A 14,568-nucleotide genomic window follows, 5' to 3' on the forward strand; every position below is an offset into this window, starting at 1 on the left:
AGCAAATGGAACGCGTATTGATCGTCAATGCCGACGACTTCGGCCTCAGTAAAGGGCAGAACTACGGCATTATCGAGGCCTGTCGCAACGGCGTGGTGACATCGACCACCGCGCTGGTCAACGGCGCGGCCATTGACCACGCCGCCCAGCTGAGCCGCAGTACTCCGGAGCTGGCGGTCGGTATGCACTTTGTGCTGACGCTGGGCGAGCCGCTGTCGGCCATGCCGGGATTAACCCGCGATGGCCGGCTGGGCAAATGGATCTGGCAGCAGGCGGAAGAAGATAGCCTGCCGCTGGAAGAGATCGCCCACGAGCTGGCGTGTCAGTACCGTCGTTTTGTCGAACTCTTCGGCCATGAGCCGACGCATATCGACAGCCATCACCATGTGCATATGTTCGCCCAGATTTATCCCATCGTCGCGGCCTTTGCCCGCGAGAAGGGCATTGCGTTACGCATTGACCGCCAGGTGGCGGCGCAGAGTGGGCTCGACCAGCAGGCGGCGCGCAGCAGCGCCGGCTTCAGCAGCGAGTTTTACGGCGAAGCGGTCTCTGAGGAACTGTTTCTGCAGACGCTGGATGCCTCCATCGCCCGCGGGGAGCGCTCCCTGGAGGTGATGTGTCATCCGGCTTATGTTGATCGGATCATTATGGGCAGCGCCTACTGCTATCCGCGACTGGATGAGCTTGATGTGCTGACATCTGCCTCGCTGAAAGCGGCGGTGGCCGACCGGGGTTATCGTCTGGGAACCTACCGCGACGTGTAAGCCCGACGGGGGAAAGGGAAAGTGAATCAAGCCCGGCACAGCGTGCCGGGCTTTTTACTACGCCGGAATAGCGGCGATTTTCGGGCTTCTCGACCACACGCGGTGGGCCGTCATCAGGGCGAGCAGTTTGTCCGCCGCTGGCGTGTCGAGCGCATCGGTGACGATGACCCCCTCTTCACCCTGGGTCGGAACATGCAGAACGGACGTCAGCTGCCGCGCATCCCCTGCCAGCAGGATCGGCTTCAGATGTTTATAGGCTTCCAGCAGGTAATAGCGCGCGTCACCGCTCTGACTCAGGGCGCTGAGGTCGCCGCCGGGCACCACCACCGCATCCACCGTCAGCGACGGGGAGCCGGCGAAGGTGCCGGCGATCGGCAGCGGAGAACCATCGTCGGCAATGACTTCGCCCATTCGCGAGTAGAGCAGCTTGCTGTGCACGCCCTGGGCCTGCAGCGCCTGCAGGAGCTGAACCAGATCCTGCGCTGAGGTGCGTTCGTTGAGCAGGACTGCCACCACGCGACCTTTCACATCGCCTTCGGCGTCGGCGTAGAGGCTGAGGCTGGGGTCTTTCTCCACGCCATTGACCGGGGCGGGCAGGGTAATGTTGCGCTGATCGTCGCTCAGTTCGATGCCTAAGTTCGCCCCAACCGCTTCCGCAAGCTTAGTATCAATGTGGGCCAGATGATCGACCACCCGCTCGCGGATCCAGGTGCGGACCACTTTGCTGAGTTCGAAGCTGAAACCATCGATAATATGCTGCTGTTCAATCGGCGTCTGGCTCAGCCAGAACAGACGCGGCTGGGCGTAATATTCGCCGAACGAAGGGCTGCGCTGGCGGATTTTTTCGCCGTCGACGCGCTCGGCGAGGGACTCAAAGCCACCGCGTTTGGCGGCAGGCGGCGTCTCGCGCGGCCAGTTGTCGTTAATCGAGTTGGGCTCGTAGTTGGCCGGATTGGTGTCAATGTCCATCCGGTGCATCCCGTCACGCTGGAAATTATGATACGGGCAGGTCGGACGGTTGATGGGGATTTCATGGAAGTTCGGCCCACCCAGGCGGCTAATTTGCGTATCGGTGTAAGAGAAGAGACGCCCCTGCAGCAGCGGATCGTTGCTGAAATCAATGCCCGGGACGATATGTCCGGGATGGAAGGCCGCCTGTTCATTTTCGGCAAAGAAGTTATCCGGGTTGCGGTTGAGGACCATTCTGCCAACCCGCTGCACCGGCACCAGCGCCTCGGGGATCAGCTTGGTGGGATCGAGCAGGTCGAAGTCAAAAGCAAATTCATTCTCTTCGGGGATCAATTGCAGGCCAAGCTCAAATTCCGGGTAGTCCCCGGCTTCGATGGCCTCCCATAGATCGCGGCGATGAAAATCGGGGTCGCGGCCGGTCAGCTTCTGCGCTTCATCCCACACCAGCGACGCCTTGCCGGCGACCGGTTTCCAGTGAAAGCGAACGAAGGTGGCTTTGCCCTCGGCATTAATCAGACGGAAGGTATGGATCCCGAAGCCTTCCATGGTGCGATAGCTGCGCGGGATGCCGCGATCCGACATCGCCCACATCACGTTGTGCAGCGTTTCCGGCTGCAGGGAAACATAGTCCCAGAAAGTATCGTGGGCGCTCTGCCCCTGTGGGATGGCCCAGTGGGGTTCAGGCTTCACGGCGTGGACAAAGTCGGGGAACTTCATCGCGTCCTGGATGAAGAAGACCGGTGTGTTGTTGCCCACCAGGTCAAAAATCCCTTCGTCAGTGTAAAACTTGGTAGCGAAGCCGCGAATATCGCGGACGGTGTCCGCCGACCCCGCGCCGCCCTGCACGGTGGAGAAGCGTACAAACACCGGGGTGATTTTATCGGCTGACGAAAGAAAATCGGCTTTAGTCAACGCAGCCAGGCTTTTGTAGGGCTGGAAGTAGCCGTGGGCGGCAGAGCCGCGGGCATGAACGATACGCTCCGGAATACGCTCGTGGTCAAAGTGGGTGATCTTCTCCCGCAGGATAAAATCTTCCAGCAGCGTTGGGCCGCGGCTACCGGCGCGCAGCGAATTCTGATCGTCAGCAATGCGCACGCCCTGGTTGGTGGTCAGCGGAAAATCTTCCCCCCCTTTGCGTTGCGCCTCCAGGGAATCCAGTTTGCTGTTATGAGTATCGGGCGCTTTCAGGCTGCCTGGGGCGGTGGGTTCGACGCCCGGAGCGGTAGGTTTCGGCGTGGGGCGCCACTCCCGATCGTCCGGCGCCAGCGAATCGAGACCCGGCTGCGCTTCCTCGCTGTCGTGGACCGGTGCCTGCTGTTGGTGAGGGTTCGGGTGCTTATCAGACATTACTCGTCTCCTGCTTTCATTGCTAAAAGTGGTCGTTGATAGACCAAAACCCTTCTAACTATAGAACATTACGCTGTCTGCGCCCGGCGAGGGGGCAGGGAGTTATCCTAAAATGCGCATCGGCGGCGAAGGGGCGACGAACGGGGCCACAATCGGCTATGATAGAGGTTTCTGTTTCCCGCTATGTTTAGTGAATCCATTTGTTATGAAACCATTGCGCCAACAAAATCGCCCTGTCATTAGCTACGTGCCGCGCGTGGAGCCTGCGCCCCCGGAACATGCCGTGAAAATGGACCATTTTCGCGATGTCTGGATTTTGCGCGGGAAGTATGTCGCTTTTCTGCTGATGGGGGAGCATTTCCGTCGCTCACCGGCATTCAGCGTGCCGGAGTCGGCGCAGCGCTGGGCTAACCAGGTGCGTCAGGAAGGTGAGATTGAAGCCTGAGTCGGCTGCAGAAATAAAAAAACCGCTGAATGATCAGCGGTTTTTTTTGTGCTTGCCGTTTAGCGATGCGCCAGTTCGGCTTCTTCCTCGCTATCGAAGATCGACTTGTCGGTCTGGCGCAGCCACTGGCTGGTCAGCGTCCCGGCGGTCATTGAGCCGTTAACGTTCAGCGCGGTACGCCCCATATCGATCAGCGGTTCGACGGAGATGAGCAGGGCTACCAGGGTCACCGGCAGGCCCATCGCCGGCAGGACGATCAGCGCGGCGAAGGTCGCGCCGCCGCCCACCCCGGCGACGCCCGCCGAGCTGACGGTGACGATGCCCACGAGGGTGGCAATCCACATCGGATCCAGCGGGTTGATGCCCACGGTCGGCGCGACCATCACCGCCAACATTGCCGGATAGATACCAGCGCAGCCGTTCTGGCCGATGGTGGCGCCAAAGGAGGCGGAGAAGCTGGCAATCGACTCCGGTACGCCGAGACGACGGGTTTGCGCCTCAACGTTCAGCGGAATGGAGGCGGCGCTGGAGCGGCTGGTAAAGGCGAAGGTGATCACCGGCCAGACTTTACGGAAGTACTTCAGCGGGCTGACGCCGTTAATCGCCAGCAGCAGGCCGTGGACGACAAACATAATACCCAGCGCAATGTACGAGGCTACCACGAAGCCGCCAAGCTTGATGATGTCCTGCAAATTCGACCCGGCAACCACTTTGGTCATCAGGGCCAGCACACCGTAAGGGGTCAGCTGCATGACCAGACGAACCAGCTTCATTACCCAGCCCTGCAGGGTATCGATCGCGGTCAGCACGCGCTGGCCTTTTTCCACATCCTCTTTCAGCAACTTAAGCGCTGCGACGCCGAGGAACGCCGAGAAAATGACGATGCTGATGATGGAGGTTGGGTTAGCCCCGGTCAGGTCAGCAAACGGGTTCTTCGGCACGAAGGAAAGGATCAGCTGCGGGACGCTGAGATCCGCTACTTTCCCCACATAGTTGCTCTGGATGGCGTTCAGACGGGCGGTCTCCGCGCTGCCCTGGACCAGACCCTCGGCGGTGAGGCCGAACATATTGGTCACCAGCACACCAACCAGGGCGGCGATCAGGGTGGTGAACAACAGAATACCGATGCTCAGGAAGCTAATTTTCCCCAGCTGCGAGGCATTGTGCAGGCGGGCCACCGCGCTAAGGATGGAGGCGAAGACCAGCGGCATAACAATCATTTGCAGCAGCTGGACGTAACCGTTGCCGACGATATTGAACCACTGGATGGAATCCTTCAGCACCTGGCTGTCAGACCCGTATATCAGCTGCAGCGCCAGACCAAAGACCACGCCAGTCGCCAGACCGACCAGCACTTTTCTGGCCAGGCTCCACTGTTTATGGCGTGTTTGCCCCAGCGCAAACAGTAATACGGCGAACACGACTACGTTCGCTATTAATGGAAAGTTCATCCCCGTTCTCCTGATATTTTTATAACCTGGGCTGGTGGATAACCAGCTCTTATGACGGCAAGGTTAGCAGAAGGCGTTATCAAGGACTTATATTCAAATGGAATGGGTTATAACCAAATGGCGTTTTCCGCCGCTTTATCGCCCACTCTGGTGACTTATAAAGCGATTGAAGGTGATCTGCAGGGAATTGATCACCCCGGATGACCAGCGTATCGCGCTGTTGTCCGCCAGCGTCTGCGGCATCCAGACGGCATAGACGAACAGCGCCATACACAAGGCGCGTTCGAGCTGATTGCCCTTGCGCGGCGCAAGGATCGGCAGCCGGAAGCGCCAGCGACAGGGCCACAGCAGCGGCACACCGGCGGGGGTGAGCATATCGGCGAGAATGTGGCTGAGATAGCCCAGCACCAGGCCCTGGAGAGCGTCTGCCGGGACAATCCAGCTGTCAGGCACTTTCAGATAGAACAGCGTCAGCGCGCCAAAGACGGCCAGCAGGCTGTGGGTGAAGCCGCGGTGGCCAAAGGCCCGCGCCACGGGCTTTGAGATCCAGCTCAGCCGTTGGCCAAGAAACGACTTTGGGTGATCGATGTCCGGCAGCAGGCAGGTCAAAACCGCCGAGGGCACAATATGCCACCAGTCGCCCTGCGCCAGCACCGGCGTTAACTCTGCGTTTTTGGCAAATACTGCGCAGGCGATTGAAAAGAAGAGATGGCCTTCCGCCGTCATGATAACACACCCTAAACTGTCGATTCATACAGTATAGGGTTTTTATACAGTGTACGGAAGAGGTGACGGTGTAACTCTTTGTCACAAACTCTCAGCGCGCCAGCCATCCGCCATCGACGGCCAGCGTATAGCCGTTAATATAGTCGGCCGCTGATGAGGCGAGAAACACCACCGGCCCCTGCAGGTCTTTCGGCGCTCCCCAGCGACCAGCGGGAATGCGCTCGAGGATCGCCTGGTTACGCTCTTCATCTTCGCGCAGCGCCTGGGTGTGGTTGGTGGCCATATACCCGGGCGCTATGGCGTTGACGTTGATACCCTGGCCAGCCCATTCGTTAGCCAGCAGACGGGTCAAACCCAGCACGCCGCTTTTCGAGGCGGTGTAGGAGGGGACGCGGATCCCGCCCTGAAACGAGAGCATCGAGGCGATGTTAATGATTTTCCCGCCTTCCCCCTGGCGAATGAACTGCCTGGCGACCGCCTGGCTGAGAAAGAAAACCGCTTTGAGATTCAGGTCGATCACCGCGTCCCAGTCGCTTTCCGTGAAGGTCAGGGCATCATGGCGGCGGATAATTCCGGCGTTGTTGACCAGAATATCGACCCGGCCCATCGCCGCCACCGCCTGGTCGACCAGACCGCTCATATCATTCTCTTGGCTGAGATCCGCCTGAATGGCGTGAAAGCGGCGGCCCAGCGCCAGCACCTGGGCGGCAGTATCATGGGGAATTTTACGGTTGATGCCGACGATATCGCACCCGGCCTGCGCCAGGCCCAGCGTCATTCCCTGTCCCAGGCCGGTATCGCAACCGGTCACGATGGCGACCTTACCCGTCAGGTCGAAGGCGTTCAGTACCATATTCACCTCTGTCAGCTGATCTACTGGCGTACGATGACGCCACCTGTGACCAGCATAGAGGGAGGAAAACAAAATTACAATTAAAATGAAACAATGTTTTGATTTTGTTGCCGGCGGCGTGACAGCGATTGTTGCACCCGCCAGCGGTCTTAACCGAGCAAGTTCTCAGCAGTGAGTGCCAGCAGTGACGGAAGCTTGACGTCCGCCAGCGCAAAGCGCGGGTCGCGGCTGTTCTCCGCTTCCGGCACCACGATAGACCGCATGCGCGCGGCTTTGCTGGCGATCATGCCATTGACCGAATCCTCCAGCGCGACGCAGCGCTGCGGGTCGACTCCCAGGGCAGCGGCGCAGTTGAGGTAGACCTGCGGGTGCGGTTTGCTCCAGGGTAAATGCTCCGCAGAGGCGAGAGCATCAAACTGGTCGCGCAGTTCAAACATATTGAGCACTTTCTCCAGCATCATCAGCGGCGAGGCCGAGGCCAGGCCCACCTTTAAGCCCTGAGCTTTACACAGGGCCACTGCCTCGCGTACGCCCGGCAGCAGCGGGCGTGAGGCTTCCACCAGCTCAATGGCGCGACGAATAATGCGCGCGGTAGCTTCCGCCCGGTCTACGCCGTGCCACGGCTGCTGCGCGTACCACAGATCCACCACCAGGTCGATTCGCAGACCGAGCAGGTCGGGCAGTTCATCGCGGCGACGGGTATCCACTCCCAGGCTTTCCATGACCTCGACCTCCGCCTGATCCCAGAGCGGCTCCGAGTCAATCAGCAACCCGTCCATATCAAATATCGCGGCCTCAATGCGGCGCTTCGCTGACATATGTCCTTCTCCTGTTGCGTAATCAGATAAACGAATCGGCAATCATGGTATATCATACCGCGCATTATTGGGCGAAATTCGCCGTGGCAGATAGACTTATAACCGACATACTCGGGGGAGCGAGGGAAGCCAGCGCCACGCAACAGGCAGCAGGCGAACCACCAACGCGTCTTTAACAAGGGGAACTCATGACGTACCAACAAGCTGGACGCATAGCGGTTATCAAACGCATTTTAGGATGGGTTATCTTTATTCCCGCCGTGCTGTCGACGCTGATTTCTGTGCTCAAATTTATGTATGAGCACAGTGAAAAGAAACCCGGCATTGATGCGGTAATGATGGATTTTGCGCACGTGATGATTGAGATGATGCGCTTTAACACGCCGTTCCTGAACTTTTTCTGGTACAACTCGCCGCTGCCGGATTTTCACCATAGCCTGAACATCGGCTTCTGGATCATCTTCATTCTGGTGTTCGTCGGCATGGCCCTGCAGGCTTCCGGCGCGCGAATGGCGCGGCAGGCGAAATTTCTCCGCGAGGGGATTGAGGATCAGCTGATCCTCGAACAGGCCAAAGGCGCAGATGGGTTAACCCGCGAGCAGCTTGCTGAACGCATTGTGGTACCGCGCCATACTATCCTGGTGCAGTATTTCCCACTGTACGTGCTGCCGGTGATCGTGATTGTCATCGGTTACTTTTTCTTTTCGCTGCTGGGCTTTCTGTAAGTCAGGTGCCCGGCAAGCCGGGCACCTTCTTATTCCGCTGGCAGAGGACGTGGTTTTCCCTGATTATCAACGGCAACGTAGATAAACAGCGCTTCCGTCGCCTTGTAGCGCTGGCCAATCGGTTCTGAAGAAACTTTTTTCACCCACACTTCGATATTGATTGTCACCGAGGTGTTGCCGCGCTTCACGCAGCGGGCGTAGCAGCACACCACGTCGCCAACGGCGACCGGACGTAAAAATGTCATCCCATCCACCCGCACGGTCACCACGCGACCCTGGGCGATCTCTTTGGCCATAATGGCGCCGCCAATATCCATCTGCGACATCAGCCAGCCGCCAAAAATATCCCCGTTGGCATTGGTATCCGCCGGCATTGCCAGGGTGCGTAAAACCATTTCGCCCTTTGGGGCGAGATCTGTTGTTGTCATGCTCTACTCTGTTGTGGTCAAAGACGATCAGCGGGATGCTACTATGAAAATAGCGCAGTGAGAATAGGGGAATACGCCCGCTGGCGCGGGCGCGGTGGTTCAGAAGGAGAGGGTAACGCCGGCGTAATACGCGCGGCCAGGCTCATTGTAGGTCGAGGCGCCGGCATTTTCGCGATACAGTTGTTTATCAAATAGATTACTTATTCCGGCATTCAGGCGAATATCCCGGTTTAGCTGATACTGAGTACCAATACCCACGATGGAATAGGCGCCAACCTCGGTAGTCGCAAGGGTCCCGGTTTCGTTGCGGATCTCCGCATACTGACGCGGCTTCTGACGGCCATAAAGCGTCCAGTTCACATTCGCAGACAGGGCGTCGTTTACCTGCCAGTCGAGCATCGTGTTAACGGTATATTTCGGGATAACCGACAGCGGGTTGCCAGTCTCTTTACTTTCAGATTTGAGCATCCAGGTGGCATTGGTCCGCCAGCTGAGGACATCTCTCAGCACCGGGATCAGCAGATTTCCTTCCAGCCCCTCGACCACGGCTTTGCCGCCGTTCTGCCATTGCAAAATATTATTGCCGCTGGAGGTATAGCCCAGTACCTCTGTTCCGGAGACGATTTTGTTTTTGTAATCGTTGCGAAACCAGGTGACTCCGGCAGCGTAACCATTAAGGTTAAATTCGATACCGATCTCTTTGTTGATACTGATCTCCGGGTCGAGGTCAGGGTTACCCAGCAGGTAGCAGCTGCCTTCAGCGATCGTGTTTGGACAACCGTTGCCGCGGGTGGAGAGCAAATAGCCTTTACTGGATTGATAGAGGTTTGGCGCTTTAAACACGCGCGCGATACCGGCCTTCAGTGTGAACATATCGCCGAGCTCCTGGGACAGATTGAGGCTGGGGCTCCAGTTACTGCCAAACTGATTATGATAATCGAAGCGAATGCCGGGGATCAGGTTGGTGCCGGGCACGGCTTCGATATTATCTTCCAGATAGATACCGGTGAGGGTGGCGCTGTTTTTGGTACTGCGTTGCGTAGGGTCGCCCGAGGTCCCAGGGATAGTCTCGCCGTTGCTGTTAGTGGCCTGCATCGATGCCGGGTCGTCGAGCTGATCATGGTTCCATTCCATTCCCAGCGTCAGCGTCTGGTCCGCCAGCCAGAAGAAAGGCACATTGAATTCCGAGGTAGTACGCCAGGATTCCAGACGGCTGGTGGCATAATCTTCACTGTTGATCATGCCTTCGACGCGGCCGGTAGAGCCTTCCTGCAGGCGGGTATTGTTGGTTTTCTCGTAGTAAACACCGGCTTTGGACTGGCCCCAATCCCATAGACCGTTGTAGGTCAGTCCCCAGGACTGGCGATAGAGGCGATTAGTTTCGTGGCCGTACAGGGAGTCCACCAGCCCGTTCGGGCTAAGATTGCCGTTGCTGTACTGGGTATCGCCAGCATAGATATTCCCCTGACGGCTATAGGCGTAGCTGAAATCGAGAATTTGTTGCGGGGTCATTTTCCATGACAGTAGCGCGTTAATGTCTTTATTGCGGACCCCTTCGCGCCCCGCAGCGTAAGAGCCGTTTTGCGCATGGTTAATATCCCAGGCGTCGGGTTCCGTTTTATTGATATTGCCATACAGGCGCATCGTCAGCGCCTCGCCGGCCAGTGGGCCGCTGAGATTGAAGTTAGCGCGATTGGTTGTGCCTTCTTTGTTGTTTTCCGGCTGGTTGGTGAAGAAAGACAGCGAACCGTGCCAGGTGTTGGTCGGACGTTTGGTAATGATATTGACCACTCCGCCCGCCGCGCCGGAACCATAGCGCGCGGCTGCCGGACCGCGGAGAACTTCAATCCGTTCGACCATTTCGGCAGGTACCCAGTTGCTGTCGCCCCGGGTATCGCGTTCGCCGCGCCAGCTATAGCGAACCGCGTTACGTGACGTGACCGGTACCCCATCTATCAGGATCAGGGTGTTCTCCGGCCCCATGCCGCGGATATCAATCTGGCGGTTGTTGCCCCGACTGCCGCTGGCGCTGTTGCCGGTCAAGTTCACCCCGGGCATTTTACGGATGATGTCTGAGAGATCGTTGACCGGCGGCTGCTTAGCAATATCCTCAGCCGTGATAATCGACACCCCGGGCTGTTGCTTAAGCGCTTCTTCCGCCGTACTGCGCACAATCATCGTTTCGGTATCTTGTTCTGATTCTTCAGCAAAGGCGTTAGGGGCGAGGAGACTGGATATGACCAGCGCCAGGGTCGTGGGCACAGAATATTGCGGCGATCTCATGTAAATATCCTTTTCAAAACAATGCAAAATGAGATCGAGAATATTAATGATAACAATTATCATTACAATGTAACGAGATGAATCTCCATATAATCCTCACAATTACCGCAACTTTTTATGCAGTTGAGAGAAATCGTGAAGAGAGCCTACACAGTGTGGCCGGGAAGCTGTCAGCGTATGCGCTGAGGTTGTGTGGTTGCAGGGAATGTTTGCCAGTGCAGTAAGCTTATAGGGGGCGAGCGCGGCGCGCGATGGCGCGCCGGCGGAGGGGTTAGTGGTGGTCGTCCTGCGGCATATGACGGTAGATGTAGATCCCGCTCAGCAAGGTAAAGACCAGCGTGAGGGCGGTTAAACCAAAGACCTTAAAGTTAACCCAGATATTCTGCGGCAGCCAGAAGGCGATATAGATATTGGCCAGCCCGCAGAGAATAAAGAACACCGCCCAGGCCAGGTTAAGTCGCGACCAGACCTGCTGCGGCAGGCTCAGCTCTTTACCCAGCATGCGCTGGATCAGCGGCTTTTTCATCACCCACTGGCTGAACAGCAGCGCGCCGGCGAACAGGGCATAGATCACCGTCACCTTCCATTTAATAAACTCATCATTATGGAAGAAGATGGTTAACCCGCCGAAGACGGCCACCAGCACGAAGGTGATCAGCGCCATTTTTTCCACTTTCCGGTAGCGCACCCAGCTGTAGATCAGCACGACGGCGGTCGCCACAATCAGCGCCGTGGTGGCGGCGTAGATATCGTAAAGCTTATAAAAGGCAAAGAAGACCACCAGCGGTAAAAAATCCAGAAACTGCTTCATACATCGATCCCGTCTTTCAGGACGGACCGGGGAAGGCCCCGGTCCTGGTTAAAATTAGCTGCGGATAAGCATATACACGCGGAATAAATAGATCAGCAACAGGGCGGAAATCAGGTTGCTGATGGTATTAATCACCACCGCGCCGACGTTTGGCGTCAGGGCGGCAAAGCTGGAAGCAAACAGTAACAGCAGGGTTTTCGCCACCAGCCAACCGATAATAGCCGGCGCCACCAGCCGCAGATTGGCCCACGCCAGGCGCATGCTGCTGCGCATGGCGCCGAGGATGCCCATTTTGTCCTGTACCAGCATGATCGGCGCAAAGGCCAGCACGATGGCCAGCAGCACGCCGGGCACCAGCACCAGCATCATCCCCATCTGCACCAGGAAGGTGGTGAACAGGATCAGCAGCAGCAGCTTGGGCAGCACCGGCGCCGAGGCGCCGATGGCGCGCAGGGCGCTAACGCGATGACCGGCGGAGACCAGCTGGATCAGCAGCAGGACGCCGCCGACGAGGATCGCATTACCTACCAGACCCGAGAAGGTTGATGCCGCCGAGGCGCGCAGCAGAACCTGCTGCTGCTCCGGCGTCATGTTCTGCACCAGCTCGAAAAGCCCGGCGCTACCGGCGAGGTTATCGCCTTCGCTGAGTATCGACAGCTGCTCGTCGCTGGGTGAAAAGGCATGGCCAAGTACTACCGTAATAAACGCGCACAACAGCGCAATCAGTAAAATAGTAATGAACTGATTACGAAAAAAATTCCCAGTGTCACGGTAGACGGACTTCGCCGTGATAGACATGCATTCTCCTTGAGTGTCGCAGGTGTTAACTAGCCGGCGATTGTACCGCAAATCGTTCCGTCGTAGCACTCTCTGCGCCGGTCAGGGCAGGTATATCTTTGTAAAGAGGCCGCAATGGTGGCAGGCCGTAGCGCGCCCGCGCCCGGTTGCAGGCATCGTTTTCCTCGCTATTTTCCCCGGACATGGCGAATTCGCGACACGGCGAAGGCCGGTTTTCATAAATAGTGCAGTGAACGGCGTCGCCGATATCGCCAGACAGGGCCGCGCAGCGGCTCTGGCGCTGATTGGTGCCGCTCATGCAGCGCAGGAAAGGGGTCAGCGGTTCGGTCAGCGCGGAGGGCACCAGGCCGCCCGCGTCGTCGGCTTCCGCCCAGTAGAAAGAGACTCGAAAATACGCACAACAGGCACCGCACGTCATGCACGGGTTGATTTCACTCATAATTACACCTGAAAAAAACGCATCAACACAGATTGTCGGCAGTTAACTTATCCAGCCGCCTCAGCGTCGGCAAGAGGGGCAGAAATAAATTTTTGCGCGAAAAGTGAAAATTGATGTGCGAACAATTCAAGGCATTGCGATCGGTAGCGAAAATTAATCTGGATCAATAAATGTTAAATCTGAGGACTTAGTGTGATCTAAAACAGATCAAACGTAACTCGTTATAGGTATATTTGGCCGCGCTGAAAAACCATAATGAGGAAGTGGATATGAAGAAGTTAGCAGCGGCGGCATTGATTCTTGGCACGCTTTCTACCGGCAGCGTCTGGGCGCATGAGGCGGGTGAGTTTTTCATTCGTGCCGGGACCGCCACCGTCCGACCGACGGAGGGCTCTGACAATGTGTTAGGCAGCCTTGGCAGTTTCAACGTCAGTAACAATACCCAGCTGGGTTTAACCTTTACCTATATGGCGACCGATAACATTGGCGTGGAGTTGCTTGCCGCGACGCCGTTCCGCCATAAGGTCGGCACCGGGCCAACCGGGACTATCGCCACCGTCCATCAGCTGCCGCCCACCCTGATGGCGCAGTGGTACTTTGGCGATGCGCAAAGCAAGGTGCGCCCGTACGTGGGGGCCGGTATCAACTACACCACCTTCTTTAATGAAGACTTTAACGACACCGGCAAGGCGGCCGGGCTTTCCGATCTGAGCCTGAAGGACTCCTGGGGCGCGGCGGGGCAGGTCGGCCTAGATTATCTGATTAACCGCGACTGGCTGCTGAATATGTCGGTGTGGTACATGGATATCGATACCGATGTGAAATTCAAAGCCGGCGGCGTGGACCAGAAAGTCAGCACCCGTCTGGATCCGTGGGTGTTTATGTTCTCCGCAGGCTATCGGTTCTAAATTCTTCTGTAAACTGGCCAACGGATGGCCAGTTCATTGTCTCGTCACACCTGTCTGCCGCAAGCCTCTGCCATCAACAGCGGATCACACTTCCGTCCACTGGCGCAGCAGGTTGTGATACATGTTGAGCAGGGAGAGGACCTCTTCTCCGTCGCCAAAGCGGGCCTTCAGAGACTGGATGGTGCGGTCCAGGTCGTAAAGCATCGCACGCTGCTTATCGTCGCGGACCATCGACTGGATCCACAGGAAAGAGGCCTGGCGTACGCCGCGGGTGACCGGGGTGACGCAGTGCAGGCTGCTGGCGGGATAGAGCACCAGATGCCCGGCCGGGAGCTTCACCCGATGTTGGCCATAGGTGTCTTCAATCACCAGTTCGCCACCCTCATAGCTCTCCGGATCGCAAAGGAACAGCGTCGCTGACAGATCAGTGCGCATCCAGCCCGCCTCGCCGTTCTGGCGAACGGCGCCATCGACGTGAAAACCATAGGTCTCCCCTGGCCCATAGCGGTTAAACAACGGCGCGGAAATCGTCCGCGGCAGCGCGGCGGAAAAAAACTGCGGATGGCCGCGCAGCATATCGAGCACAGCGGCCTGCAGGCGGGCATACAGCGGCGTTCGGGTATCGATCTGCTGGTTCTGTTTGACGGCCGCCCCCTGGCTACCCACCGTAACCCGCCCGTCGACCCACTCGGCCTGCGCCAGCTGCCGGGTAAATTCCGCCACCTGGTCTGTCGATAGCACGTCAGGAATGTGATACATCATCGCGGTGTTCTCTCTAAAAGGTGGGGCGCAACGGCCCCACG

15 protein-coding genes are annotated in these 14,568 nt (G+C 57.7%); 4 read left to right on the forward strand and 11 right to left on the reverse strand.

Going from position 1 to position 14,568, the window contains the following annotated elements; all coding sequences use genetic code 11:
• Nucleotides 1–5 precede the first annotated feature (5 nt).
• Nucleotides 6–764 carry a chitin disaccharide deacetylase gene (gene chbG / locus DR88_RS16225; protein ID WP_004176512.1) on the forward strand — a complete coding sequence of 253 codons (759 nt, stop codon included), beginning with the start codon at nt 6–8 and terminating at the stop codon, nt 762–764.
• Between the two features lie 57 nt (nt 765–821).
• On the opposite strand, the gene katE is transcribed toward chbG, so the two are convergent.
• Nucleotides 822–3,080 carry a catalase HPII gene (gene katE, locus DR88_RS16220; protein ID WP_002901554.1) on the reverse strand — a complete coding sequence of 753 codons (2,259 nt, stop codon included), beginning with the start codon at nt 3,078–3,080 and terminating at the stop codon, nt 822–824.
• A 190-nt stretch (nt 3,081–3,270) separates the two neighbouring features.
• Between katE and cedA the strand changes: the two genes are divergently transcribed.
• Nucleotides 3,271–3,525 carry a cell division activator CedA gene (gene cedA / locus DR88_RS16215; RefSeq protein ID WP_008807754.1) on the forward strand — a complete coding sequence of 85 codons (255 nt, stop codon included), beginning with the start codon at nt 3,271–3,273 and terminating at the stop codon, nt 3,523–3,525.
• 59 nt (nt 3,526–3,584) lie between these two features.
• Here the strand turns inward: cedA and DR88_RS16210 are convergent, their stop codons facing one another.
• The 4 genes from DR88_RS16210 to hxpB form a co-directional block, all read right to left on the reverse strand.
• Nucleotides 3,585–4,976: an L-cystine transporter gene (locus DR88_RS16210; RefSeq protein WP_025860949.1), complete on the reverse strand. Its 1,392-nt coding sequence runs from the start codon at nt 4,974–4,976 to the stop codon at nt 3,585–3,587.
• Nucleotides 4,977–5,111: 135 nt separating this feature from the next.
• Nucleotides 5,112–5,702 (reverse strand): metal-dependent hydrolase, encoded by a 591-nt coding sequence (locus DR88_RS16205; protein ID WP_002901611.1) that lies wholly within the window; start codon nt 5,700–5,702, stop codon nt 5,112–5,114.
• A 91-nt stretch (nt 5,703–5,793) separates the two neighbouring features.
• Nucleotides 5,794–6,555, reverse strand: coding sequence for a 2-dehydro-3-deoxy-D-gluconate 5-dehydrogenase KduD (gene kduD, locus DR88_RS16200; RefSeq protein WP_032443853.1), 762 nt, complete (start codon nt 6,553–6,555; stop codon nt 5,794–5,796).
• Between the two features lie 149 nt (nt 6,556–6,704).
• Nucleotides 6,705–7,373 carry a hexitol phosphatase HxpB gene (gene hxpB, locus DR88_RS16195; RefSeq protein ID WP_004209895.1) on the reverse strand — a complete coding sequence of 223 codons (669 nt, stop codon included), beginning with the start codon at nt 7,371–7,373 and terminating at the stop codon, nt 6,705–6,707.
• A gap of 188 nt (nt 7,374–7,561) precedes the next feature.
• Here hxpB and DR88_RS16190 point away from each other — a divergent pair, with 188 nt between their 5' ends.
• A complete protein-coding gene (locus tag DR88_RS16190) occupies nt 7,562–8,098 on the forward strand; it encodes a YniB family protein (protein ID WP_002901627.1) in 537 nt (178 codons plus the stop codon).
• 29 nt (nt 8,099–8,127) lie between these two features.
• On the opposite strand, the gene yciA is transcribed toward DR88_RS16190, so the two are convergent.
• From yciA to DR88_RS16165, 5 genes are all read right to left on the reverse strand, one after another.
• Entirely contained in the window at nt 8,128–8,526 is a 399-nt protein-coding gene (gene yciA / locus DR88_RS16185; protein ID WP_002901629.1) for an acyl-CoA thioester hydrolase YciA, read from the reverse strand.
• A gap of 99 nt (nt 8,527–8,625) precedes the next feature.
• On the reverse strand, nt 8,626–10,809 hold the full coding sequence (locus DR88_RS16180; protein WP_004179434.1) for a TonB-dependent siderophore receptor: 2,184 nt from the start codon (nt 10,807–10,809) through the stop codon (nt 8,626–8,628).
• Nucleotides 10,810–11,080: 271 nt separating this feature from the next.
• Entirely contained in the window at nt 11,081–11,620 is a 540-nt protein-coding gene (locus DR88_RS16175) for a septation protein A (protein WP_002901631.1), read from the reverse strand.
• 54 nt (nt 11,621–11,674) lie between these two features.
• Complete coding sequence (locus DR88_RS16170) at nt 11,675–12,418, reverse strand: YciC family protein (protein WP_002901632.1); 744 nt, start codon at nt 12,416–12,418, stop codon at nt 11,675–11,677.
• 25 nt (nt 12,419–12,443) lie between these two features.
• Nucleotides 12,444–12,857 carry a YkgJ family cysteine cluster protein gene (locus DR88_RS16165; RefSeq protein WP_025860955.1) on the reverse strand — a complete coding sequence of 138 codons (414 nt, stop codon included), beginning with the start codon at nt 12,855–12,857 and terminating at the stop codon, nt 12,444–12,446.
• A gap of 269 nt (nt 12,858–13,126) precedes the next feature.
• Between DR88_RS16165 and ompW the strand changes: the two genes are divergently transcribed.
• The gene (gene ompW / locus DR88_RS16160; RefSeq protein WP_002901634.1) at nt 13,127–13,765 is read left to right on the forward strand and encodes an outer membrane protein OmpW; all 639 of its coding nucleotides are present in this window, start codon (nt 13,127–13,129) and stop codon (nt 13,763–13,765) included.
• 84 nt (nt 13,766–13,849) lie between these two features.
• Here the strand turns inward: ompW and ybiX are convergent, their stop codons facing one another.
• Complete coding sequence (ybiX, locus tag DR88_RS16155; RefSeq protein WP_004140326.1) at nt 13,850–14,527, reverse strand: PKHD-type hydroxylase YbiX; 678 nt, start codon at nt 14,525–14,527, stop codon at nt 13,850–13,852.
• Nucleotides 14,528–14,568: the final 41 nt, after the last annotated feature.

This window comes from Klebsiella pneumoniae, assembly GCF_000742135.1.
GTDB lineage: Bacteria > Pseudomonadota > Gammaproteobacteria > Enterobacterales > Enterobacteriaceae > Klebsiella > Klebsiella pneumoniae.